This is a genomic window from Nocardioides sp. JQ2195, assembly GCF_012272695.1.
GTDB lineage: Bacteria > Actinomycetota > Actinomycetes > Propionibacteriales > Nocardioidaceae > Nocardioides.
Window position 1 is genome coordinate 2,305,230 of record NZ_CP050902.1, and the last position, 23,728, is coordinate 2,328,957.

The following is a 23,728-nucleotide window of genomic DNA, read 5'->3' on the forward strand; positions in this document are numbered from 1 at the left end:
TCCCACGCCGAGCCGGCACGAGTTGACGCACAGGCGTCACCACGTGCCGGCTCGGTGCATTTCCGGCGAATCCGCACGACTCCGCCGAGGTCCGGGCGCTTGCCGCCCATGGCAGGCTGGTCAGCATGGACGTCGTCATCGCCGGATCCTCCGGGTTCCTCGGCACGAACCTGGTCACCGCCCTGCAGGACCGCGGCCACCACGTGACCAGGCTGGTACGCCGGGAGGCCAGCGCCGCTGACGAGTCCGCCTGGGACCCGTATGCGGGCGAGGTCGACCAGTCGGTGATCGACGCGGCGGACGTGGTGATCAACCTCGCTGGATCACCGCTGATCGGCAATCCCCACTCGAAGAAGTGGGCGACTGACCTGGTCAGCAGCCGGGTCACGACGACCCGGGTGCTGGCGGACGCGACCGCACGGAGCCACCGCAGTGGCGCCGGCTCCCCGGCGTACCTCGCCGGCAGCGGCATCTCGTTCTACGGCGACCACGGCGACCAGACGTTGTCCGAGGACGACCAGTCGCAGGGCGAGGCGTTCCTGACCGGTGTGACGCAGCTGTGGCAGGACGCCGCCCGGCCTGCGGTCGACGCCGGCGCGCGGGTCGCGATCCTGCGCACCGCCCCGGTCATCGACCGCACCCATCCCCCGCTGAAGCCGATGTTGCTGCCCTTCAAGCTCGGGCTCGGAGCCCGCCTGGGCAGCGGTAGCCAGTTCTTCCCGATCATCTCGCTGCGCGACTGGGTCGGGGCCGTGGCCCACCTGGCCGAGCACGACTCGGCACACGGGCCGTTCAACCTCTGCTGCCCGATCACCCCGACCAATGCCGAGTTCACTGAGGTCGTGTGCACCGCTCTCGGGAGCAAGCCCCGGCTGGCGGTTCCGGCGTTCGTGCTGCGTCGCGCGGCCGGTCGGATGGCCCCGGAGATCCTCGGTTCCATGCGCACCCAGCCCACGGCCCTGGTGGAGACCGGCTACGAGTTCGCCGACCACGACGTGCGCGACGTGGTCACCTCGGCACTCAGGCCACGCTGAGTCAGCGGACCTCGGAGACCAGCCAGGATCCGTCTCGGCGGACCATGGCGATGCGTCGCCGGTCGGCTCGGTCGTCGGGCAGTGCGGTGCGCTGGTCGCCCTGCACGGCCACCGCGCCGTCCAGTCGATCGGTGACCTCCACGACCAGCCGTGACGGCGTACGGCACAGGACGCGGAAGGCCAGCACCTGCATGCGCAGGTGCTCCACCCGCAGCCCCCGGCCGAGGTAGTCGCGCAGCAACGCCACGTCGGTGTCTCCTGACCGGCTCCCCGGGGCGTAGAGCGAGCGCAGCGCACGGACGTCGCCATCGGAGTAGGCCGAGGCCCGGCTGCGGTCCCAGCGATCCAGGACCTCCCTCGCCGACCTGCGGGCCTCACCCACCCCGAACGCCCCGCCTGCGACGGCGGCCGCCTGCGCACTCCCGCCCATCCGCACGTCGACCGGAGTCTCCTGGGCACTCGATGTGGAGGACGTCGGAGCAGTGCGGTGGGACAGCCACAGGATACCGGCCACCGACGCCGCCACGAAGACGACGCTGAGGAGACCGGTGACCAGCCTGCGGGAAGCCATGGCTCCACCCTTGCCCAACGAGCGTCTCGTCGCATCCGGTTGTCCACAGGCCCTCGCGCAGCTCCGAGGACGTCGCCCCGAAGGCCCGTGACCGGGTCGGGGGCGGGGCCGGATCGACCCGGAGTAGGGTCGATCCCGTGCCACTCGAGTTCCGTGAAGTGGGCCTGGGCGACCAGGCCGTCGACTACCTCGAGGCGTGGGACCTGCAGGGAGCGGTCCACGCCACCGTCGCCGACGGCGCTGAGGACACCGTGCTCCTCCTCGAGCATCCCCCGGTGTTCACCGCAGGCACCAGGACCGACGCCCACGAGCGTCCGCTCGACCCGGGTGGCGCTCCGGTGATCGACGTCAACCGGGGCGGCAAGATCACCTTCCACGGACCGGGGCAGCTGGTCGGCTATCCGATCGTGAAGCTCCCCGAGCGGGTCAAGGTCGTCGACTACGTACGCCGTGTGGAAGAGGCCCTGATCCGCGTGTGCGCCGACTTCGGCGTCACCACGGCGCGCATCCCCGGACGCAGCGGCGTGTGGCTGCAGGCCGACGCCAGGGGCCCCGAGCGCAAGATCGCCGCGATCGGGCTGCGAGTCTCCAAGCGCGTCACCATGCACGGCTTCGCGCTCAACTGCGACGTCGACCTGAGCTGGTACGACCGCTTCGTGCCGTGCGGCATCGCCGACGCGGGAGTCACCTCGTTGTCGAAGGAGCTCGGCCGCGACGTCACCACCGCAGACGTGGTGCCGAGCGTGGAGAAGCACGTGGCCGACCTGTTGGCCTGGGGCGACTACACCCCCACCCCCGACTACGAAGCCCGTCCCGAGCCGCCCCGGCTCAAGCTGCTCACGCCCGGCGCCTGATCCCGCCGCCTCCATCCCCACTTCCCCCGATAGTCCCTAACCAGCGGCATGCGATTCGGGCCCCGGGACCTGCCGGACGTTAGGGACTATCCAAACGCGGGTGGGTGGGTGGGTGGGTGAGCGAGCTGCGGCCAGGGGACGTCGTACGGCGCGGCGCGGCGCCGCCACGACCACCTGCTGTCAGGATTCTCCCGACACGGAGGGGGTAGCGCGTGAGCGAGCTGGTGATCGAGACCGCAGGTCTGCGCAAGGAGTTCCGCACGAGACACGGGGTCGGCGTCGCCGTCGAGGACCTGCATCTGGCGGTTCCGGCAGGTGGCGTCCACGGTTTCCTGGGGCCCAACGGCTCCGGCAAGACCACCACCATCCGGATGCTCCTCGGGCTGGCCCGCCCCACCCGCGGCACGATGCGCCTCTTCGGGCGCGAGGTGCCCCGCGACCTGTCCGACGTCCTCCCCCGCATCGGCGCGGTCGTCGAGGCGCCGAAGTTCGCACCCAACTTCACCGGCCGGCAGAACCTGCGGCTCCTGGCCGGCACCATCGGGATGCCCGAGTCGCGGGTGGACGAGGTGCTGGAGACGGTCTCGCTCAGCGGCCGTGACGACGACCGGTTCCGCGCCTACTCGCTCGGCATGAAGCAGCGGCTGGCCATCGCCGCGACCCTGCTCAAGGACCCGGACCTCCTGATCCTCGACGAACCCACCAACGGGCTCGATCCCTCCGGCATCCGTGAGATCCGCGAGACCATCCGCGGCCTGGGCGCGCGTGGCGTGACCGTCCTGCTCAGCTCGCACATCCTCGCCGAGGTGCAGCAGGTCTGCGACTCCGCGACGATCATCGGCCGCGGCCGGATGCTGGCCAGCGGCAAGGTCGACGAGCTGATCGGCGCGGGCGCTGCCTGGCGCGTGGGCGTCCCCGACCCCGCAGCGGCGGCCAGGGTCCTGGCCCAGCACGACCTCGCCGCCCGCATCACCGACGGCCGACTGCTCGTCGACACCGACGCCCCCGAGGCGATCACCCGGGCCCTCGCCGGCGAGGGCATCTTCCTGAGCGAGCTGGTCGCCGAGCGCGCCGACCTCGAGTCCGTCTTCCTGCAGCTCACCGAAGGCACCAGCCTCGACGACTCGGCCACGAGCAACCGCCAGGATCCGACGACCCGTGGGGAGGCCGGCGCATGAACCTGCTCAAGGTCGAGCTCACCCGCCTGCGGTGGCGTCGCGCCGCACTCCTCATCCTGTTGGCTGCCGTCGTGCTGCCGATCATCTTCATCGCGGCCACCGCGTGGAACACCCGTCCCCTGAGCGATGCCGACATCGCCGATGCCCGGTCCCAGCTGGAGATGAACCAGCAGTACCAGCAGGAGAGCGTCGACGACTGTGTGGCGCACCCGCGCCAGAACGGCCTCGAGCCCGACGACCCGAAGCTCGAGGAAGTCTGCCGCGACATGTTCCTCTTCGAGGACGACATCTCCAACTACCTCTATCGCGACCAGCTCAGCACGCCGTACGCCCTCGAGGGCCCGGGCCTGTCGACGGCGGTGTTCATGGTGCTGCTGGCGATGATCCTCGGCACCACCTTCGCCGGGGCCGACTGGGCATCGGGGTCGATGAGCAACCAGCTGCTCTTCGAGTCCCGCCGGGCCCGCCTGTGGCTCGCGAAGGCGGCCGCGGCAGCGATCGGCGGCGTGGTCCTGGCCGTGGTCGGGAGCGCAGTCTTCTGGAGCCTGTACGCCGGCCTGGCGGCGATCCGCGACGTCCCGCTGGCCGGCTCCGGCGACGACGTCGGAGCACTGGCACTGCGCTCGCTCCTCTTCGCCGGTGGCGCCGCACTCATGGGGTTTGCCGTCACCATGCTCTTCCGCAGCACCGTGGCCTGCCTCGGGCTGCTGCTCGCCGGGGCCATCGGCGGGTCGATCCTGATGTCCGTGCTCCCCTTCGACGACCCGGAACGATGGATGTTCCACTCCAACGCGGCCGCCGTCCTGCAGGACGGCTACGAGTACTGGCCACGGGGCGACTACATCTGCGACATGGGCGACTGCAGCGACGCCATGGTCACGCTCTCGCTGGCCCACGGCGTGGTCTACTACGCGGTCCTGCTGGCCATCGTGTCCGCTCTCTCGATCGCCTCCTTCCGGCGGCGCGACGTGCCCTGACCCGGGTGCCCGCACCGGGCGCATCCACGGCGTACCGATGGGTTCGCAGTCGATTGGGGTGGCCTTCGTCACGGGCGTAGAGTGGCGGCCGTGACGCAAGCTCCAGCCGACCAGGCCACCTCGCCCACCGCCCCGAACGGGCGCAAATTGCTGAGACTCGAAGTGCGCAACTCGGAGACCCCGATCGAGCGCAAGCCCGAGTGGATCAAGACCAAGGCCAAGATGGGCCCGGAATACAACGAGCTGATGAAGCTCGTGAAGTCCGAGGGTCTCCACACGGTCTGCCAGGAAGCGGGTTGCCCCAACATCTTCGAGTGCTGGGAGGACCGCGAGGCCACCTTCCTCATCGGCGGTGAGCAGTGCACCCGACGCTGCGACTTCTGCCAGATCGACACCGGAAAGCCCCAGCCCCTCGACCGCGACGAGCCACGCCGCGTCGCCGAGTCCGTGCAGAAGATGGACCTGCGCTACGCGACCATCACCGGCGTCGCCCGCGACGACCTGCCCGACGGTGGCGCCTGGTTGTACGCCGAGACGGTGCGCAAGATCCACGAGCTCAACCCCGGCACCGGCGTCGAGAACCTGATCCCCGACTTCAACGGGAAGCCCGACCTGCTGGCCGAGGTCTTCGAGTCCCGTCCCGAGGTGCTCGCGCACAACGTCGAGACCGTGCCGCGCATCTTCAAGCGGATCCGTCCGGCCTTCACCTACGAGCGCTCCCTCGGTGTCATCACCGCGGCCCGCGAGTTCGGCCTGGTCACCAAGTCGAACCTGATCCTGGGCATGGGCGAGACCCGCGAGGAGATCTCCCAGGCGCTCACCGACCTGCACGACGCCGGCTGCGAGCTGATCACCATCACGCAGTACCTCCGCCCCTCGCTGCGCCACCACCCCGTGGAGCGCTGGGTCAAGCCCCAGGAGTTCGTCGAGCTCAGCGAGGAGGCCGAGGACATCGGCTTCTCCGGTGTGCTCTCCGGTCCGCTGGTGCGTTCGTCGTACCGCGCCGGGCGTCTCTACAAGCAGGCGATGGAACGCCGCCAGCTCGCCTGACGATAGTCTCCACCCCGCATCACTCGCACTGATATCCAGAAGGCCAACACCATGTCGACTCCTGTGGCACCCGAGAAGATGAGCCGCCGCAAGCAACTCGTCCAGACCTACAAGATGGCGAAGAAGACCGACACCCGGCTCGGTCTGTGGATGCTCGGCGCCTTCATCGTGGGCGCCGCAGTCGGCTTCGCGCTGTTCTACTTCCTGCCCGGCCCGATCTGGTTGTTCCCGGTCATCGGTGGACTGCTCTTCGGCCTGCTGTTCGCGATGATCATCTTCGGGCGCCGCGCCCAGAAGGCCGCGTTCATGCAGATGGACGGCCAGAAGGGTGCCGCCGCTGCGGCCCTGGGCATGTTGCGACGTGGCTGGAAGACCGACCCCGCGGTGGCCTTCACCAAGCAGCAGGACGTCGTGCACCGGGTGATCGGCCCGCCCGGGATCGTGCTGGTCGGTGAGGGCTCTTCCGCCCGGGTCAAGCAGCTGCTGATCAACGAACGCCGCAAGCACGAGCGGGTCGCGTCCGAGACCCCGATCCACGAGGTGGTCTGCGGCAACGGGGAGGGCGAGGTGCCGCTCGACAAGCTCGTCAAGCACGTCACCAAGCTCGGCCGCAACATCAAGGGCCAGGAGATGACGGACCTGCTCTACCGCATCAAGGCCCTCGACGCGAACCGCTCCGCGATCCCGATGCCCAAGGGCCCGGTGCCGACGAGCATGAAGGGCCAGCGCGGCAACCTGCGTGGTCGCTGACCCTCCTGCTCACATCCTGCCCGACGGCACCGGTACGCCGGGTCAGGCCGGGCAGCTGGTCTCGGTTGCCGCCATCAGCCAGGTGCCGACCATCTCGTCGGCGAGGGTCGAGCCGGCCCCGAAGTATTCAAGGCCCTTGCCGTTGGCACCGTTCGGGTTCATCTTCCCCTCATCCTTGGGGTCACCGATGGTCATCGATGCCTTGATCTTGATGCCCACCGGCATGCTCTCGGCGCGCAGGGCGGCGTACCCCGCGTCCACCTGCTCGTCGCACTCGGCGGTGAAGCCGGTGAACATGGCGGCACCGTCCTCCGCGCTGAACACCTCCCAGTTCGCCGACACCGGCCCGTTGAGGCTGTACATCGGGATGTAGCAGTGGTGGGCGCTGGCGCTCGTGGCGCTCAACGCGATGGCTGCGACGGCCCCGGTGCCGACCATCATGCTCCGTTGCATGATCCGGTTGATGTTCATCTGCATCTCCTCGTCAGTGCCGGTCTGTTCCGGCGCACCACCGATTGCACCAGAGGCACCGAGCCGCGGCCATCGCCCGAAATGGGGAGATTGCCCTGGTCCGCTCGGGTCAGGGCGAGGGCGTTCCGCTGGGGAAGTCCTGGATCTTGTTCGCAGGCGGGGCGACGATGTTCACCGGCTCACCCCAGTCGGACATGGTCAGCGTCATGGAGCCCTGCGCGTCCAGCTCGGCCTCCATCTTCGCCATCCGGCCCTCGTCGTCGAGCCAGACATCGTAGGTGAGGTCCTTGGGCACGAGGTCGGCGTCATCACCGAGGGACTTGGCGAACTCCTCGGTGTTCGTGGTCACCACGTAGTGCTGGGTGTGCACACCGTTGACCGAGTCGTCCCCCACCATCGTCACCTTCTCGATGCCCTGGCCGAACATCTCGACCGTCGACTTCGGGTCGAAGGACGACAACCCGCCCATGCTCTGCGCCAGCGGGTTCTCGGGGTCGTCGAGGTCGATCTGGAAGAAGGTGTCGGAGGTGCCGGAGCCGAGCATCGGCATCGCCATGTACATCTTGCCGTCGACCACGCGCGCCTTGATGGCCTGCTCACCGAAGGCCGGGGCAGACATCGTCATCGACATCTTCGGCGCGTCACCGGTGTAGTCGAGCTTCCCGTCGGCGGTCATCGCCAGGCCGGCGTTGACCAGCTCCATCTTCACGCTGGCGGTGTCGACCTTGGTGAAGGAGTCCTTGATCGTGGTCGCGAACTCCTCGGCGTCGACCTCATCACCCACGGGAGCTGCTTGGCTCCCGCTGCCCGAGGCGGACGAGCCCTCGCCGGCTTCCGGCGTACTGCTCGAGGACGGGGCGTCGGCGCCGGAGGCCGTGTCGTCGTCGGCCCCGCAGCCGGCTGCGGTGAGGGCCAGGAGGGGTACGACGGCAGCGGAGGCCAGTCGGGTGCGGAAGCGTCGATCGGTGAGGCGCATAGGCCCCAATCTATCCGCGCGACCCAACCCCGTTGATGACGTCTCGCAGGAGGACCGTCGACGTGCCGGCGACCATGTCGTGCAGGCCACGACCATCGGGGCGGAAGACCAGCGGCGGGATCACCAGGCACACCATGACGCTGCGCACCAGCGCCATCAGGAGGCTGACCGGCCGCCCGCTCCTGTCGAAGCGTACGACGCGCAGGCGCAGGGCCAGCTTGCCGAAGGAGCCACCGACCAGGGCGGTGAGCACCGTGCTCTCGAGGATGAACACGCCCATCGTGTAGAGCCCGGCGAACTGGTTCTCGCTCCACCCGCCGGCCCCGATCAGCAGCATCACGACCAGGGTCGAGGCGATCCAGTCGACGAGGAGCGCGCCGACGCGCTGTAGCCACGATGCTGTCTGTTCCACCGGCCGAACTCTACCTTCGGCACCCCGGAGCCCGGTGCCCGGCAGCCCCTCGCCGGCAGGCGGTCCACCTGCTCGGCCACCGGGCAGGTGTTACATGGCTGAAACAAACCGGATACGGTCAAGAAACTGCCAGTGACTACTTTTGCAGGCATCTTCTGGTGCAGAGCCGCATCGGGAATCTCAATCCGCACGAACTTGCGGTCGCCCCAGTCCGCCTGGGTCGCGACCAAGGAGGAACGAATGTTCGCGAACAGCGAAGAGCTTCTGAAGTACCTCAAGGACGAAAAAGTCGAGATGGTCGACGTCCGTTTCTGCGACCTCCCGGGCATCATGCAGCACTTCACGATTCCGGTCTCGTCGTTCGACCAGTCCGTCTTCGACGACGGCCTGGGCTTCGACGGTTCCTCCATCCGTGGCTTCCAGGCGATCCACGAGTCCGACATGCAGCTCTACCCGGACCCGACCACGGCGTACCTCGACCCCTTCCGGGTCGCCAAGACGCTGGTGGTGAACTTCTTCATCCACGACCCGATCACCGGTGAGGCCTACTCCCGCGACCCGCGCAACATCGCTCGCAAGGCGATGTCCTACATGGCCAGCACGGGCATCGGCGACAAGGCGTTCTTCGCCCCCGAGGCCGAGTTCTACGTCTTCGACCAGGTCCGCTTCGCGACCAACGCCAACGAGGGCTTCTACCACATCGACTCCGAGGCCGGCGCCTGGAACTCGGGTGCCGCCGGCACCGAGGACAGCCCGAACCGTGGCTACAAGGTGAAGTACAAGGGCGGCTACTTCCCCGTCGCGCCCTACGACCACTTCGGTGAGCTCCGCGACGAGATGGTCATCGAGCTGGAGAAGTCCGGTCTGCTGGTCGAGCGTGCCCACCACGAGGTCGGCACCGCCGGCCAGGCCGAGATCAACTACAAGTTCGACGAGCTGCTCAAGGCCGCCGACGACGTGATGAAGTTCAAGTACATCATCAAGAACGTCGCGTGGCGCAACGGCAAGACCGCGACCTTCATGCCGAAGCCGATCTTCGGTGACAACGGCTCGGGCATGCACGTGCACCAGTCGATCTGGAGCGAGGGCGAGCCCCTCTTCTATGACGAGACCGGGTACGGCGGCCTGTCCGACATGGCGCGCTACTACATCGGCGGCATCCTGAAGCACGCCCCGGCGCTGCTGGCCTTCACCAACCCCACGGTGAACTCCTACCACCGTCTGGTGCCCGGTTTCGAGGCCCCGATCTCGCTGGTCTACTCGCAGCGCAACCGGTCGGCCTGCGTGCGCATCCCGATCACCGGCTCGAACCCGAAGGCCAAGCGCATCGAGTTCCGCTGCCCCGACCCGTCGGCCAACCCCTACCTCGCCTTCTCGGCGTTGCTGCTGGCCGGCCTCGACGGCATCAAGAACAAGATCGAGCCCGCGGACCCGATCGACAAGGACATCTACGAGCTGCCGCCGGACGAGATGGCCGACATCGAGCAGGTGCCGACCACCCTCGACGAGGTGCTGAAGGCCCTGGAGCAGGACCAGGACTTCCTCACCGTCGGGAACGTCTTCACCCCCGACCTGCTCGAGACCTGGATCGACTACAAGCGCACCCAGGAGATCGCGCCGGTGCAGCAGCGTCCGCACCCGCACGAGTTCGAGCTCTATTACGACATCTGATTCTGGGGTCCTCGTGACCTGCGGATAGATTCGTGAAACGGCGCCTGACCTGCGAAAACGTCATCCAACGTCTTTCAGCGTCAGACGCCGTTTCTCGTTGTCGTGCGTACCCATTGCACCCCACGCGGGGTCCGCGCCAGATTCCGTCTTCCAGTCACGGTGCCTCGTACGATGCGCGCACCAGGCCATCTCGACAAGGACGACATCGATCTGAAGTTCACCAGCTCAAGTCCGCTGGCGGCCCTGAGTAGGTCAGGTCATTCGGTCACCAGAAGGTGCCTGCTCGGGTCTGCACCGGGAGACCCGAGCAGTCGCCTACGGAGCGCGCCGCCGCGATCACGGCGAGCAGCCTTCAGTAGCGCGTGGTCCCCATCCCACGGCGGTCGAAGGCTGCGCGGCGCTGCTTCAGCTCGTCGCGGCGTTCCGCTTGGCTGATGCGCTGGTCGGGAAGGTCCGTGGCAACGTCGGAGACATCCATGATGCGCACATCGACTGGTGCAGGGACCTCGCCCACCGCGAGACCCTGCCACCGCAGGAACACCAGACCCTCGACGTCTCCCCCATTGTCGATCCAGTTCGCGACGCCCGGGTCTGACGCCGAGATGACATAGGTGATGGTTCCGTCGGCATTGCGGTGCGTCTGAGTGAGGTTACGGCTCGAGGTGCGGTCCCAGTAGTTGAGTGACGCGAAGAGGTTGTCACCCAGCTGGATTCCCAGATACTCAGCATCCGCGGGTTCTACGGTCAGGACCAACGCTTGGTCAGTGCGGAGAGCGAAGCGACCGAACGAACTCACCTGTCCCGGCATGCCCCCGACCGAGGACTTCGGCGCCAGCACAGTGTTGGCGCCGATCCGCTGGAGCTGGCTGGTGTAGGCGTTCCAGAACCGGACGGCGTCCGTGGTGCGGCGCGCCACCTCGTCGGCTGCATCGCCGGTGGCGAGGTCCTGGCGACCCCGGCTGACTTGCCGGATGCTCATCCGAGCCGGGGCCTCCGTGGCCCAGTCGTTGAGGGTGTCCCGCACGACCAGCACCGTGCCGTCGCCTGGCAACTGCAGATGCGGCCCGTCGACCATGCTGGCGGGACGTCGGTCGAGTGTCACCCGGAACCGACCCCGACGATCGGCGTCGAGGTCGTCCCCGGTGAGGAAGCCCAGCGTCTCGTGGAGGCTGTTCTCCTCGCCCGGCTGACCAGACAGCAACTGGAAGTAGACGTTATAGCTGGAGTTGCGCCGACTTGTGATGACGTAGGACGCCTTCGGATCGAGCCGGATGAAGCGATAGACGTTGTCGGGATTGTCGAGACCGGCCCGCCCCACGGGATAGGGACTCCGGAGCATCGTGGGTCGAGGTGACCGGTTGGACAACTCGGAGAGCGCCTTCACATAGGCCACGCCGGCGACGTACTCCTCCACCCTGGGGCGGCTGATACCGGCCGCGACGACGTACGGCGTGGCCAACAGTTCGTCGACCAGGACGGCCCGCGCTCGGCGTACGACAGGCTCGTCCGCGAGGCGTCGCGCAGCCGGGGTCAGCCGCTCGGTCGCACTCAGGTCCTCGCCCCGAAACTCAGGAGCTGGACGAGGGCTGGCACGGACGTGGTCGAGTGCCTGGCCGGTGTCGTGCAGCGCATCCTTGCCGTGGCCGGCGCTGGCTGGCATCGCTGCTGCGGCAACCACAAGAGTTCCTATGGCCAAGGCCGCTGAGAGCCTGGAGCTTCGAGGAGCGCGCATGCAATCTTCCTTCTGTCAGCGGGTCGGATCGACCCCATCGAATTCCGGTGATCCGGATCACTTGGCACCCTCGGTTAGTTGTTTGTCTAAACTCAAGGGATGCTGCCGAAGAACGAGACGAAACGTCGGCCTCGGGGCCCGGAGGAGGTGCGCGCGGCGCTATTGCGAGCCGCCCGTAGCGAGTGGTCCGAACGTGGACCTGACGCACCACTGAGGGCCGTCGCCACCCGTGCGAATGTCAATCACGGGCTGATCCACCACTATGTCGGCAACAAGGAGGATCTCCTGCGTGCGGTGCTCGCTGAGGACAACGAGCTGGGCGCTGCGGTCGCCGCACGGATGCGCGACTTGGCCAGCAGCACCCGCGCCATGTTCCTGGTCGGGACTGCCCATCCGGAGCACACACGCCTCTCGGCATGGCTGGCACTGGCCGGCCGCAGCGACTTCCTGGTCGGAGAAGGACCTTCGATGAGCGACGTGATCGTCGCGAAGCACGCCGACAATTCAGGTGGTCCGTCCGAGCAGATGCGTGCGGCGCTCGCTCTCACCATCGCAGCGGTGCAGGTGGGCGCTCTTCTCGCAACAGATCGTGGACCTTCTCGGAGGCGACGCGGAGGAGTTGCGTCACGCGGTGGGCGACCTTATCGGCACGCTGGCGCCGCACGATTCCGTCGCCGATGTTGCCGCTGGAGTCGGGGGGCGACGCTTGGCGCTGAGCGAGTAACCGTCACGAGCCCTGACCGGTCTCGACGACGTGGGCGTCATGAGGTGGGTTTCGTGGCGACTCGGTGAGCCCTTCGGTGGCCTGATGCCGGGAGCACGCGGCGCAGTGCTCGCGGTAATGCTGCGCACCGGGGCGGCGCTGACGGGCCGGCGCATTCCAGCACTCGCCGGCAGCCACAGTTTGGGCGCTGTCCAGCAAGCCCTCCGGGATCTCGAGCGGATCGGCGTGATCACGACCGAGACAATCCGGTCGAGCTGGCGTACACCGCATCAACGAGAGCCACGAGGTCATCGCTCGCCTGCGCTCGCTGGCCAGCCCCATCGAGATCCTGACGCGGGTCGTACGCGCGACTGCGCCCAACGTCGAGGCCGTCATAGTGTTCGGATCCGTCGCCCGAGGGGAAGCACGCGTCGACAGTGACATCGACCTGGTGGTGATTGCATCCGAGGATTGGGCTGGTCGAGCCGACCTTCAACAGCAGGTACAAGAGCGTCTCGGCAACGACTGCGACGTACTCCACCTGCCCTCCGAGGACTTCGACCGGGCTCCGAAGGAGCGAGAGCCTGTCGTCGGCGAGATCCTCCGTGACGGCTTAGCACTGGTCGGCACCATGCCGCGTCCCAGTAGACCCAAGGCGCCATGACCTCGGCGGAGAGCACGAACTACGCCAAACGGGAATTGCGACATCTGATCGTGAACTGGTCGATCTCTTAAGGGTTCGACCGATCGATGGCCCCGGGCACCCCCGGGGCTATCGTCAATTGACAGGCAGTCTGGCCATGTCAGGCTTCACTGAGGCGCTGCATTCCACCCAGAATGACTCACAACCTAGATCTCGGTGCTTCTTCGGCGTCTGAAGAACTGACGGTCATCGCAACCCCTCCGACCCAAGCGGCGTTGTTTCGGCTTCCGGAACGCCTCTCCAGGCACGCGCGCCGCAGGCGCGCGACGCGAGTTGTCTCGGCGAGAGTCAGTCGTCGGTGCCATTCGGCTGGGCAGGCAAGCCGTCCAGCCACCTCGCCATCTCGATAGGCTTGGCGGGGAGGAAGGTACCGAACCCCCTCAGTTCGCGAGCACCGGCGATCGCGGCGCGGGCCTCGGCGTCGGTCAGCACGGCGTCGCAGTATGCGAACGCCACGCACAGCGCATCGATGTCGGAGATGTGGTTGACCTTCCAGGGGTGCTGAGGGTTCTGGTGATACCGAGCCTTCATCGTCACCGAGACCTGGAGTTGGGGCATCGCTGCGAACAATGCGACGAGGTCGGGCGGATCGAGCAGGTCGTGCCGCAGGCCTTCCTCCTCGCGTTGACGGAGATGAAGAGCGAACAGGGTCATGCACTCATGAGCCACCTCACGAGCGAAAATGTGGTCGCGCAGCCGCTGTCGGCGCAAGGCGGGGTCGTTGTCGAGGATGGTGCGGGTCTCGAGCTCGAAGTCCAGCCTGCTCTGCATACGGACTCCGTAGTTCTCGGGCAGGTACCCGTTGCGGCGGAGGTTCGGTATCTCGCTGTCCTGGGGACCTTCGAGCACCTTGCGTTCGAGGATGTATCTCATCTCGGCGAGCTGCTTCTCGAAGGCTTCGTCGCCGATCGCCCGTCGAATCTGGGCCTCGAGGTCCTCGCCAGTTCCTTGGTTGAGGAACTTGAAGCCTCCAGTGCGGCCGAAGGCCCACATCGCAGAATCCTGCAAGAGCGGTACTGGCTGGTAGGTGGACGCAACCCCGTACACCTTGTCGACGCCGGCCGCGACTTCGACCTGAATCATGGTCGGCCGGCCGGCGAGGTAGAGGTAGCTGGAGAGCTCCTCCATGATGTCGGCAACGTGGCCGCGCTGCCGGGGGCTCGGCACCCGGTGCGCTACTTCCATGAAGTGAACGGCAGACAGCGGAAAGAGTGCGCGTCCGTCGGCCTTGGCGCGACGCGCCGAAGCGAGCAGGTCCGAGTACCCCGGCAACACTTTGATGGCTCGCCCGTCCTCCGAGGTGAAACCGGCTTCGGCTCGACTCGCTTTGGCGAGCTGGATGTAGTGGTTCAGGTCGAGGTAGACAAGCGGTTGCGCTGGTCGAGTGACTCTCGCCCACACCAACTGCTCGGGAACGGGCGCTTCCAGCATGATGGGATAAACGCTACGGGTGATGCCGTGCGAGCGCCAACGGGTTTGAGCGAGGGCTCCCCGCGTGGGATGGCTAGGCCTTGCTGGTGAGGATGATGCCTGCCGCCGTCACTCTGTCCTCTTCTTCGAGGTTGGCGACGAGCATCAGCAGGAACTCGGCTGCCTGCGGTGCACCGTGCTTTTCGGCGATCTGGCCGTAGATGCGGGTGAGCACGGTGCGTAGCGGGTCGGCTGCCCCGGGCAGCTCGTCCAGTGCAGTTCGGATGCCCTGCATCACGAACGGGAACGTGTCTGGTCGTAGCCAGGGCTGCGAGAGAAAGTGGGTGAGCAGGATGTTCAGGTTCTCTGAGGCGCCAGCGACGTTGCCCGCCGTGATGCGCACGAGGCCGAGACCGGCGGCTGCTGTCCAGTGAGCGATGCCCGTTGCTGACTCGTCGGCGATCGTGGCGATCGCTGTCGTCACGAACCGCACACACTCGGCCGGGTCGCTCCACGTGTGGGCACGTGCAAGAGAGGCGGCGGCACCCTTCGGAAGCCAACCATCGAGCTTGGCGGCGAGCGTGAGTACGTCAGGGTCGAAGTCCAGGTCCACGTGGTAGCCAGCGACCAGGGTGGCGCGCACGGCAGCACCGAGTTCAGTCGAGATGCGGCCCGCCGCCTCAAGCGCGGTAAGCAGGTCAACCGTTCCGAACGTCATGGCACCGTCCGACGCAGCAAGCTGCCGGAGCGACCGGTCATCGCACCAGAACGCGCGTTGTTCGGACAGAGCGAGGTCGATCGCGCTCAGCCAAGTGGTGTCTCCGGCGAGCTCGGCAAACCTCTTCAGACCAGGCCACCCACGTCGCTCGGAACGAGCCAGAAGCCCGACGACACGGTCTCCGCGTGTCGCGAACGCCTGCGCCTCGTCCATGCCTGTCTCTGTGATGCGTGGACGGTTCTGTTTGGCATCCCAGCCCAGCGTCATCGTCGAGAGCATGTTCAAGCTCTGCTGAGCTCCAAGGGCATCGCGGTACGCGGAGTCCGTAGTCTCGAGTGCCACGAAGGCGCCGACGAGAGTGTCTGCTGTCGTTGGGTCGAGCAGCGACAACGTCGCGGCAGCGGAGGGATCGATGACCACGCGTGTGTCGAGCGCTCCGGCCGCGGCCGCCTTGGCATCGGCGGCCATCGGTGGGAAGTGGCTGTAGGCCAGGCCTGCTCCGGTCTTGATGCACGCTTCGACGTAGGTGCGGCCGGTCAACTCCGCGGCAAACCCGAGCGGCAGATCCCCTCGCTCGACCTGCTCGCGTATCTCAGCGACGCCGGGGTCTTCCTTCGCCTGGTCTTCGAGCAGAGCGGTCAGGGAGCCAAGCAGGTCGTCCTCGTCGAGGGTGAACTGCCGGAAGATCTGGTTCTCGGGATGGTTCGTGGTGAACTCTTCCGTGGCTTTGTGGAGCTCACTGATGTCGGAGTCAGCGACTTCGCGCTCGTGACGGTTCAAGCCGCGATAAATCTGAATGAGGAAGACACCGACCACGTCGGCCTCGTGCATCCAGGCGGCCATCATCTCCAGCGCTCGTTGCACGAAAGCCGAACTGTTGTCGCACTCGGCGGCGAGACCGATCCATGTCCGGGCATCACCGGGCGTGCGCGGAGCGACAGGCTTGCCGTCGTGTTTGAGCGCGCGCCACGCGTCCTCGAGCTTGCCGTCGCGGACCAGGCTGTGCACGAGGGCCCACCGGATGGTCAGGTTTGCTGGGGCGATGGTGATCATCTCGCGAGCGACCGCCAGCGATCGGGTGAACTCGCCCATCGCTTCGAGCGCCCCGAACTGAATCATGAGCGTCTCCAGGCGTCCCGCCCAGGACGCGCCTCCAAGCGAGAGTGCGGTGGCCGCGACGTCGAATGCCTCCTTGTACTTGCCGGCGCTTTCGTATCGGGCGGCGGCCATGCGGGTCATCAGCGGCTGGTTCCAGCGAGCGCCGCCGGCCTCCAGGGTTGCGGCGGCCTCCTCGAGTTGCCCTTGGGCCATGAGCCTCTCGGCCAGTAGCACCGTTAGCTGTTCGGACTCGGTGGCGCGTACCCGCAGCAGCGACATGTCCGCGTCGCAGGTCATGACCTCGTGGATCTTCTTGATTCGTTCGATTGCGTTGCTGTACTCGCCGGACAGAGCTTGAAGGTCGGGCAGCCGTAGGCCAAGGGGGGCCAGCGCCGAGGCGGTCTGCAACCGGGCAGTTTCGTTGGGCGCGTTGTCCCAGGCTCGGAGCCACGCAGTTTCAGCGTCGTCGTGGCGGTCTTCCGTGAAGGCTTCCCAGCCTTCGACTGTGTCTGTGACGAACGGGTCTCCGAGCGCTTCAGCGATGGCCTGCGCGCCCTCGAAGCGCCCCATCGTGGCGGCCAGGATTGCCGACTCCCTCTGAAGCCGTTCGTCGCGGGCCTCGTGCGGCAGCGCCTCGCCGTCGGGGGCTGGTCGGGTGAGCCGCCAGGCTTGGTCGACGTCGGTGGCGAGCGCGGACGCCGTCACCGCGGTCAGGATGGGAGCAACGCTGTCCCCGAGCCAGTCGCGCCGGGAGTCTCGTGCCTGGATCGCCAGGTCGTAGGCACGCGCAAAATCGTCGAGCGGGTGATCGCTCCCGCCGTAGTACCCACGGGAAAGAAGTGCCTCCGCGGTCCGGAGGGTGTTGCCACTGCCTTCCGGGTTCTCGGCGGCGCCGGCGGCGCCGATGGCGATTGCTCGATCGAAGTCGCCGAGCCCGGTGGCCGCGGCCGTGCGAAGGATGGCCCTGATCGACTCGTCGTTCGGCGTGTCCGGTGACCAGTCGTCGAGGATCTTTTCAGCGGTTGCGTATTCGCCTGACTCGATCGCCTCGCCAGCAGCCGCAAGCGGGTGTTTCGGCACGGACCGGGCCCAAAGTTCTCGAGCGCGAGCAGAATCCTCAGGCCGGCCGGTCCCAACCGTCAGGCCCGCACGCGCCCACCAGTAGGACGCTGACGCGCCCCCGTGGACTCCGCGGGTGATGAACGTGAGTGACGCTGAGGTCGCTCCGTAGTCGGCAGCAACGCACGCCAGCCAGCACCAACCATCCGCCGGTGCCTCTTCGAGTCCTTGCGGCGGCTGCGCGGCCCATTGCTCCAAGAGGCTGCGGCGGTCCCGCTCACCGGCGAGGGTAATCACCAACCCCCGTAGCGACACCCAATGCGTAGCCAGTTCTCTTGCAGCGTCGGACCGCCACGGGTGCAGCTTGGCAAGAGCGTTGGTGAACGCGAGCTCGTCGCCTCCGGAGTTCAGCAACGGCCTGGGCGCTCGGACGTCGCCGGCGATCGCCTCCTCAATGCGCTGAGTCTGGGTCACCCGAGCGTCGCCGTCGGTCATTCGCCGAAGCGTCTCGTTCCGAACCAGGCCGACCACGCGCTCTGCGGCGGCGGCAGCGTCTAGGCGATGCTCGTCAACATGGAGCGTCAACTTTGGAATAGTCGCGCTCAGGGCCTGGAACTCGCCTGAGGCGACGGCTGCGCGCACATCCCGGTTCTTGAGCCAGGCCGTCAGGTCCTTACGGCTGACGCGGACCCCGTCAGCCTTGGCCTTCTTGGAAACCACCCAGGCGACGCGCAGCCTGAAGGTCTGCCTCCCGAGGAGTTCGACGATCTTCTTGCCTGCAGCGCTGCCGACCCCCTTCGCGGCGCCGGCCACTGACGCGGTTGTTGCCGCGGCACTAAGCGGGTCGATCAAAGCAGTCTCCTTCGTCGGGCCTCTATCCTCCCGGAAGGGTCCGACGATTCGCCGGGTTCTGGCGACCTTTCCTGCAGGCATACGCCTTTTCGCCACGGCGCAACGACATTCGGACATGCTGAATCCGCGCCAGACTGCTGCGGCCCAGGTCCGTATAGCGACAACCCTCGTCGCTTCGCGTGTTTGCCGCGACCTGCGTCATTCCACCGCCTGTCGGCACAGCAGCGACAGGACAAGAGGACTTGGAGGGGGTTCGCCAAGTGACCAGTTTCAAGTCGTGAGATCGGAGCGCACGGTGCAACCCTGAGATTAGGTTCGGTGCAGCCGTGCCGACTGGTCAAACTCCCCGCTTGCGATTAAACGCCTCACGAGAACTCGGAAACGCCTCGACAGAGCCCCGCGGGGTGGTGGGCTTTGAGGGGATCCTCGGTGCCCTACTCGCCGCTCTTGATGGCGGCATGAGTACCAGTATCCATGGTGTCGTTGAGTTGCGCCATGGACTCCTCTGAGAGGTAGCGGCGGTCGCCGGCGATCCACTCGTCGTGCATGTCGATCAGCACCGCACCGACGAGCCTGATCACCGCGGCAGCGTTGGGGAAGATCCCGACCACTCGGGAGCGGCGCTTGATCTCTTTGTTGACTCGCTCGAGTGGGTTGGTCGACCAGATCTTGCACCAGTGGGCCTTGGGGAAGCCGGTGAACGCGAGTACCTCCGCCTTGGCTTCGTCCATGAGCGGGCCGACCTTGGGGAACGAGGCGGCGAGTTGGTCACGGACCTCGTCCCACGCGGCGGTAACGGCCTTGGGGTCGGGTTGGGCGAAGATCGTGCGGAACACCGCGGCGACCATGTCGGCGTGGGACTTGGGTACGTGGGCGAGCAGGTTGCGGGCGAAGTGGACCCGGCACCGCTGGTGCGCGGAGCCCTGGAAGGACCGCTTCAATGCCGCCACCAGCCCGGAGTGCTGATCAGAGATGACCAACTGCACCCCGGCCAGGCCGCGTTGTTTGAGGCTGAGTAGGAAGGACCGCCAGAACGTCTCGTCCTCGCTGTCGCCGACGTCGAGTCCGAGGACCTCACGGGTCCCGTCGGCGGCGACCCCGGTCGCCACCACGACCGCCATCGAGACGACCTGGCCGCCCTTGCCGGGCTTGTTGCGCACGTGGAGGTAGGTCGCGTCCAGGTAGACGTAGGGGAACGGCGTGTGATCGAGCGGCCGGGTGCGGAACGCCCCGACGGACTCATCGAGGCCTTCGCAGATCCGGGAGACCTCGGACTTGCTGATCCCCGAGTCGGCGCCCATCGCCGCGACCAGGTCGTCCACACTCCTGGTGGACACACCGTGGACGTAGGCCTCCATCACCACCGCGTACAGCGCCTGGTCGATGCGGCGGCGGGGTTCGAGGATGGAGGGGAAGAACGACCCCTTCCTCAGTTTGGGGATCCGCAGCTCGACATCGCCGGCCTTGGTGGCCAGCAGCTTCGGCCGGGTGCCGTTGCGTTCGGTGAAGCGGTCTTCGGTTCGCTCGTAGCGCTCCGCGCCGATCACCCCGGCAGCTTCGAAATCTACGAGCTCTTGCAGCACGGTGCGGACCGATTCACGGATCATGTCGACGCCATCTCCGGTGCGGAACGCGTCGAGCAACTCAGACAGGGCAGACTGGGACAAGGCCATCGGTGGGTCTCCTTCAGTGCGTTACTTGGTCGTTTCACACCGAAGATCCCGCCGATGGCCACCTACGTCACGCAGCCCCGCCGATGGACCTCAAACCCCACCACCCCAGGGGACTCTCCTAACGCCTCGCGCAGTCGATCGAGCAACAGTCTCGCGAGAGCAGGCGCGGTTGCCACATCTGCCTCCTCCACTTCGCGCCAAAGTTCCTCTCGCACGTTCCCTGTGGCCAACCATGTCTCGACCGAGATCGTCGCGTGCATCCTGACGCGTTTGCCGAACACTTGAAGCGCAACAGCTGCTACGAACGTAAAGCTGTATTGGGGCTTGTGTTCGGCGACGATCATGAGGCCTGTCTCGTACGCCGGTGTTTCGCCACCAGTACCGGGCGCGCGGCGGCGCTGCCCCTCCGGGATTGCGGTAATGCTTGAGTGGACCCGAGCCAGGGTTGCCGGCCACTCCACCACCTCAGCCGCGGCCGAGTCCACTCCCTCCGCTAGCACGGCTGCTACGGGTTGTGCGGCCTCGCGCGCAACTGTGAGAGCTCCGTCGGCTTCACGCTCCGCCGCCCTCAACTCCTCGAGTCGCGCGGCCAGGGTGCCCTCGCGTCGCGCACCGAAACTCGAGACTGGTTCCGCTACCGCGTCAGCATTGGAAGTGCTCCCAAGCTCGAACGGGTCGCACCAAAGGCGTCTGCTGTGGAAACGAAGCTGGAAGATGGGAACTGATGCCACTGGGCCCAAGACTGCCTGCAGCGCGGGAATGCGCTCCTTTGGGAACTCGTCTCCTAGGAACACGCCGTTGAGCGCGTCCGCTATGTCGAGATAGAACGGTGAAGGCGACAAGTCGGTGCGAACAAGACGAAACTCTGACTCGTTTGACCAGTCCATATGTTTGCTGAAAAACAACTCGTGGTGGTGAGTCTCGGAGTAGCGAAATGCAGCCGCGTCTGCTCCGAACTCCTGTACTTGAAGCAAGTCGATGCCCTCTGGGCCAGCGCCCAGGCTGACCGTGCGGTAGCGCACGTCGCCGCTGAACTGGTGGACGGCGGAACGCTTCGCCGCTTCGAACGCAGACAGCAACTTCTGACGATCGAAACGAAGACACACTCCCGCATGACGCTGGCCGTAGTGGGCCCATAGCGAGAGGTGAGACCAACCGCGGAGCGCGTCCCTGTCGAGCACGGCCTCCGGAAGGTCCCAATCATTTGTGAAGCAAGCGACCTTAGAATGCATGCGGATGTACCGATCGATCTCCTCCCACAATTCCATTGTCGCCTCGGGGCTGAATTCGGCTGAGCCCTGGAGGTTTGGGTACAGGGGTTTCGATTCCCACAGGTCGTTCGTGCTGTGGAACGGCGACAGCCGGATGGTCTGGGTCGCCAAGATGCCAAGGATGGCGGCGTCCGACGACGTGTAGTGGTAAAGGTCGTCCGTTTGCCTCTTTGGCGAATTGCGCAGTTCCTCTTCGAAGTACGCGGTGTAGTCGGTCGACATGGGTGCAATGCAACCACCCGAGCTAGGCGACGAGCCCGAGTAGGGCCAGTGGCACGCACACAATCTGGCCCAGCCGACCACCCGGATGAAACTCACATAACTTGCCTCGGTGGCGAGTGGTCTCTTCGACGACCTGCGATGTGTCCTCTGTTCGCTTCCCGCGTGAGGCGGGGGGCGCGACTGCGACCGCAGCGCGTCACTCCGCCGCGATGGAGTCTCTTCTCCTTCAGCACCAAGGCTGGGCTGCCACGCAGCAGCTTCGCCGTGCCACGAAGTAGTGGGTGTCTGGCATGGTGCCGTTGTGACTTCCAACTTCCACGAATTGATGGCTTCTCCCCGACGTGCGGCGCGCTCAACAGGTCGCGTACTCGGTCGAGATGGTGGGAGACATCGCTGCGAACTACGACGGCGCGGTGGACCGCGGGGAGTTCGGCGTTGCCCGTTGCATGCTGGACGCCTTCTACGTCCACATACGTCTGCTTGCTGATTTCCTGGTGAAGAGCACGCACGATTTGGACTTCGGGCCTCGGGACTTCGGTGTTGATTGGGCAAGCCAGATACGCCCGCAGGGACCCGGCTGGACAAGTACTGGGACATCGCCAGCAAGTATGTGGTGCACTTCGGCCGCCCACGCGTGCCGGAAAACCTCGAGGATCTTCAAGCCTTCCGGATCGGCGGACAACTTTTTCATTCGATGGCGACCGACGCGCTAGAGGTCTTCGGCCGGTTCTTAGTCAGCCTCGAATCGGTCGCTTCGCGCTGGCAACATGGATCGCTTATCCCAGACTCAGCCCGCAACCCCGTCGACTGGCGGTTGAGGATCCGTGCAGAGCAAGCAACCATCCTAAGGGCGGCGTTCGATGAGGGCGCGGAAGCTTAACCTTGACGACAGCGCACCCCGCATCTGAATCTCTGGGCTCGATGCCCGGGTCAAGTCCCGGGTAGTGGTGTAGCGCTGCGTTCTCCTTGTTGATGGTTCAGGCAGTCAGTTCGGGTAGGTCGTTGACTCCGATCTCGGGTTCGGTGGTGGGCACGATGTTGATGCGGCAGCGAGTGAGGACTTCGAGTCCGAGGTAGCGGCGGCCTTCGGCCCACTCGTCGGTCTGCTCGGCGAGGACGGCGCCGACGAGCCGGACGATGGCGTCACGATTGGGGAAGATCCCAACGCTGTCGGTGCGGCGCCGGATCTCGCGGTTGAGGCGTTCGGCGGGGTTGTTGGACCAGATCTGGGTCCAGACGTCTTTCGGGAACGCGGTGAAGGCGAGGATGTCGGCACGGGCACCGTCGAGGTGCTCGTGGACCTCAGGGAGTTTGTCGGCGACGTAGTCGAGCAGCCGGTCGAACTGGGCGTGCACGGCGGGCGCGTCGGGCTGGTCGTAGACCGAGTGCAGCATCGCCTTCACAGCAGGCCACATCGTCTTCGGTGTGGTCGACATGAGGTTCGCTGCGTAGTGAGTGCGGCAACGCTGCCAGCTGGCGCCGGGCAGGTTCGCCGCGATCGCCTCGACCAGCCCGGCGTGGGCATCGGAGGTGACGAGGCGGACACCGCTCAGGCCGCGGGCTGTGAGGTCGGCGAAGAACTCGTTCCACGCCGCACCGGTCTCTGACGTCGCGACGCGCATGCCGAGGACCTCGCGGTGTCCGTCGCCGTTGACGCCGGTCGCGACCAGGACGACCGCGTTGATCACACGGCCGCCCTCGCGGACCTTCATCGTCAACGCGTCGGCGGCGACGAACGTGAACGGCCCCGCTGCATCCAAGGGCCGGTGCCGGAACTGTTCGACGTGCTCGTCGAGCTCAGCTGCCATCCGCGAGACCTGGGACTTCGAGAGTGAGTCGATGCCGAGGGTCTTGACGAGCTTGTCCATCCGCCGGGTGGACACCCCGGCGAGGTAGCAGTCGGCCACGACGGTAATCAGCGCAGACTCGGCGCGCTTGCGACGCTCGAGGAGCCACTCAGGGAAATAGGTGCCCTTCCTGAGCTTGGGGATCGAGACGTCGACGGTGCCGACGCGGGTGTCGAGGTCGCGGTGGCGATAACCGTTGCGCTGGCTGGTCCGGCTCGGGGTCGGGCGGCCGTACTCGGCACCGACCACGGCGTCGGCATCGGCACTGAGCAGGGTGTTGATGATCGACTGGAGCAGCGAGCGCATGAGATCTGGACTCGCCTCAGCGAGGGCTTCGCCGAGCAGGCCGGCAGGGTCGACAATGTGGGGAGCGGTCATCGTGATGACTCCATTCGAGGATTCTGTGGAAGGTTGACTCGAAGGATCACGCGGTGGCCGCGTCCACGTCCGACATACACGCCGGTCACGAAGACAGCGACCGCGCTACACCACTATC

General features: G+C 66.5%; 18 protein-coding genes and 1 pseudogene. 9 read left to right on the top strand and 10 right to left on the bottom strand.

Annotated elements, in window-relative coordinates; translation table 11 throughout:
• Positions 1-125 precede the first annotated feature (125 nt).
• Complete coding sequence (locus ncot_RS10910) at positions 126-1,034, top strand: TIGR01777 family oxidoreductase (RefSeq protein WP_168617629.1); 909 nt, start codon at positions 126-128, stop codon at positions 1,032-1,034.
• Between the two features lies 1 nt (position 1,035).
• On the opposite strand, the gene ncot_RS10915 is transcribed toward ncot_RS10910, so the two are convergent.
• Positions 1,036-1,605 (bottom strand): hypothetical protein, encoded by a 570-nt coding sequence (locus ncot_RS10915; protein ID WP_168617630.1) that lies wholly within the window; start codon positions 1,603-1,605, stop codon positions 1,036-1,038.
• A gap of 50 nt (positions 1,606-1,655) precedes the next feature.
• Between ncot_RS10915 and lipB the strand changes: the two are divergent.
• From lipB to ncot_RS10940, 5 genes and pseudogenes are all read left to right on the top strand, one after another.
• Positions 1,656-2,459 (top strand): annotated as a pseudogene (gene lipB, locus ncot_RS10920) (lipoyl(octanoyl) transferase LipB); the annotation flags it as partial.
• Positions 2,460-2,671: 212 nt separating this feature from the next.
• On the top strand, positions 2,672-3,637 hold the full coding sequence (locus tag ncot_RS10925; protein WP_168617632.1) for an ABC transporter ATP-binding protein: 966 nt from the start codon (positions 2,672-2,674) through the stop codon (positions 3,635-3,637).
• Positions 3,634-4,614 (top strand): ABC transporter permease subunit, encoded by a 981-nt coding sequence (locus ncot_RS10930; RefSeq protein ID WP_168617633.1) that lies wholly within the window; start codon positions 3,634-3,636, stop codon positions 4,612-4,614. Before ncot_RS10925 ends, ncot_RS10930 begins: the two co-directional genes overlap by 4 nt.
• A 147-nt stretch (positions 4,615-4,761) precedes the next feature.
• Positions 4,762-5,664: a lipoyl synthase gene (lipA, locus tag ncot_RS10935; RefSeq protein ID WP_346766618.1), complete on the top strand. Its 903-nt coding sequence runs from the start codon at positions 4,762-4,764 to the stop codon at positions 5,662-5,664.
• Between the two features lie 51 nt (positions 5,665-5,715).
• Entirely contained in the window at positions 5,716-6,414 is a 699-nt protein-coding gene (locus ncot_RS10940) for a DUF4191 domain-containing protein (RefSeq protein WP_168617635.1), read from the top strand.
• Positions 6,415-6,456: 42 nt separating this feature from the next.
• Here ncot_RS10940 and ncot_RS10945 read toward each other — a convergent pair whose 3' ends face one another.
• The 3 genes from ncot_RS10945 to ncot_RS10955 all read right to left on the bottom strand — a co-directional run bounded on the left by ncot_RS10945 (position 6,457) and on the right by ncot_RS10955 (position 8,273).
• A complete protein-coding gene (locus tag ncot_RS10945; RefSeq protein ID WP_168617636.1) occupies positions 6,457-6,885 on the bottom strand; it encodes a hypothetical protein in 429 nt (142 codons plus the stop codon).
• A 109-nt stretch (positions 6,886-6,994) separates the two neighbouring features.
• Complete coding sequence (locus ncot_RS10950) at positions 6,995-7,861, bottom strand: LppX_LprAFG lipoprotein (protein WP_168617637.1); 867 nt, start codon at positions 7,859-7,861, stop codon at positions 6,995-6,997.
• A gap of 10 nt (positions 7,862-7,871) precedes the next feature.
• Positions 7,872-8,273, bottom strand: a complete 402-nt coding sequence (locus ncot_RS10955) for an RDD family protein (protein WP_240937867.1) — start codon at positions 8,271-8,273, stop codon at positions 7,872-7,874.
• A gap of 240 nt (positions 8,274-8,513) precedes the next feature.
• Here ncot_RS10955 and glnA point away from each other — a divergent pair, with 240 nt between their 5' ends.
• Positions 8,514-9,944, top strand: coding sequence for a type I glutamate--ammonia ligase (gene glnA / locus ncot_RS10960; protein WP_168617638.1), 1,431 nt, complete (start codon positions 8,514-8,516; stop codon positions 9,942-9,944).
• A gap of 352 nt (positions 9,945-10,296) precedes the next feature.
• On the opposite strand, the gene ncot_RS10965 is transcribed toward glnA, so the two are convergent.
• Positions 10,297-11,622, bottom strand: coding sequence for a hypothetical protein (locus ncot_RS10965; RefSeq protein WP_168617639.1), 1,326 nt, complete (start codon positions 11,620-11,622; stop codon positions 10,297-10,299).
• 1,154 nt (positions 11,623-12,776) lie between these two features.
• On the opposite strand from ncot_RS10965, the gene ncot_RS19700 reads away from it, so the two are divergent.
• Positions 12,777-13,043: a nucleotidyltransferase domain-containing protein gene (locus ncot_RS19700; RefSeq protein ID WP_240937868.1), complete on the top strand. Its 267-nt coding sequence runs from the start codon at positions 12,777-12,779 to the stop codon at positions 13,041-13,043.
• 327 nt (positions 13,044-13,370) lie between these two features.
• On the opposite strand, the gene ncot_RS10980 is transcribed toward ncot_RS19700, so the two are convergent.
• The 4 genes from ncot_RS10980 to ncot_RS10995 form a co-directional block, all read right to left on the bottom strand.
• Positions 13,371-14,513 (bottom strand): hypothetical protein, encoded by a 1,143-nt coding sequence (locus ncot_RS10980; RefSeq protein WP_168617641.1) that lies wholly within the window; start codon positions 14,511-14,513, stop codon positions 13,371-13,373.
• Between the two features lie 73 nt (positions 14,514-14,586).
• Positions 14,587-18,219 (bottom strand): hypothetical protein, encoded by a 3,633-nt coding sequence (locus ncot_RS10985; RefSeq protein WP_168617642.1) that lies wholly within the window; start codon positions 18,217-18,219, stop codon positions 14,587-14,589.
• Between the two features lie 434 nt (positions 18,220-18,653).
• On the bottom strand, positions 18,654-19,892 hold the full coding sequence (locus ncot_RS10990; RefSeq protein WP_168617579.1) for an IS256 family transposase: 1,239 nt from the start codon (positions 19,890-19,892) through the stop codon (positions 18,654-18,656).
• 62 nt (positions 19,893-19,954) lie between these two features.
• The gene (locus ncot_RS10995) at positions 19,955-21,385 is read right to left on the bottom strand and encodes a DUF2971 domain-containing protein (RefSeq protein ID WP_168617643.1); all 1,431 of its coding nucleotides are present in this window, start codon (positions 21,383-21,385) and stop codon (positions 19,955-19,957) included.
• Positions 21,386-21,929: 544 nt separating this feature from the next.
• Here ncot_RS10995 and ncot_RS11000 point away from each other — a divergent pair.
• On the top strand, positions 21,930-22,265 hold the full coding sequence (locus ncot_RS11000) for a hypothetical protein (RefSeq protein ID WP_168617644.1): 336 nt from the start codon (positions 21,930-21,932) through the stop codon (positions 22,263-22,265).
• A 97-nt stretch (positions 22,266-22,362) separates the two neighbouring features.
• Here the strand turns inward: ncot_RS11000 and ncot_RS11005 are convergent, their stop codons facing one another.
• The gene (locus ncot_RS11005) at positions 22,363-23,610 is read right to left on the bottom strand and encodes an IS256 family transposase (RefSeq protein ID WP_168617553.1); all 1,248 of its coding nucleotides are present in this window, start codon (positions 23,608-23,610) and stop codon (positions 22,363-22,365) included.
• Between the last annotated feature and the right edge of the window lie 118 nt (positions 23,611-23,728).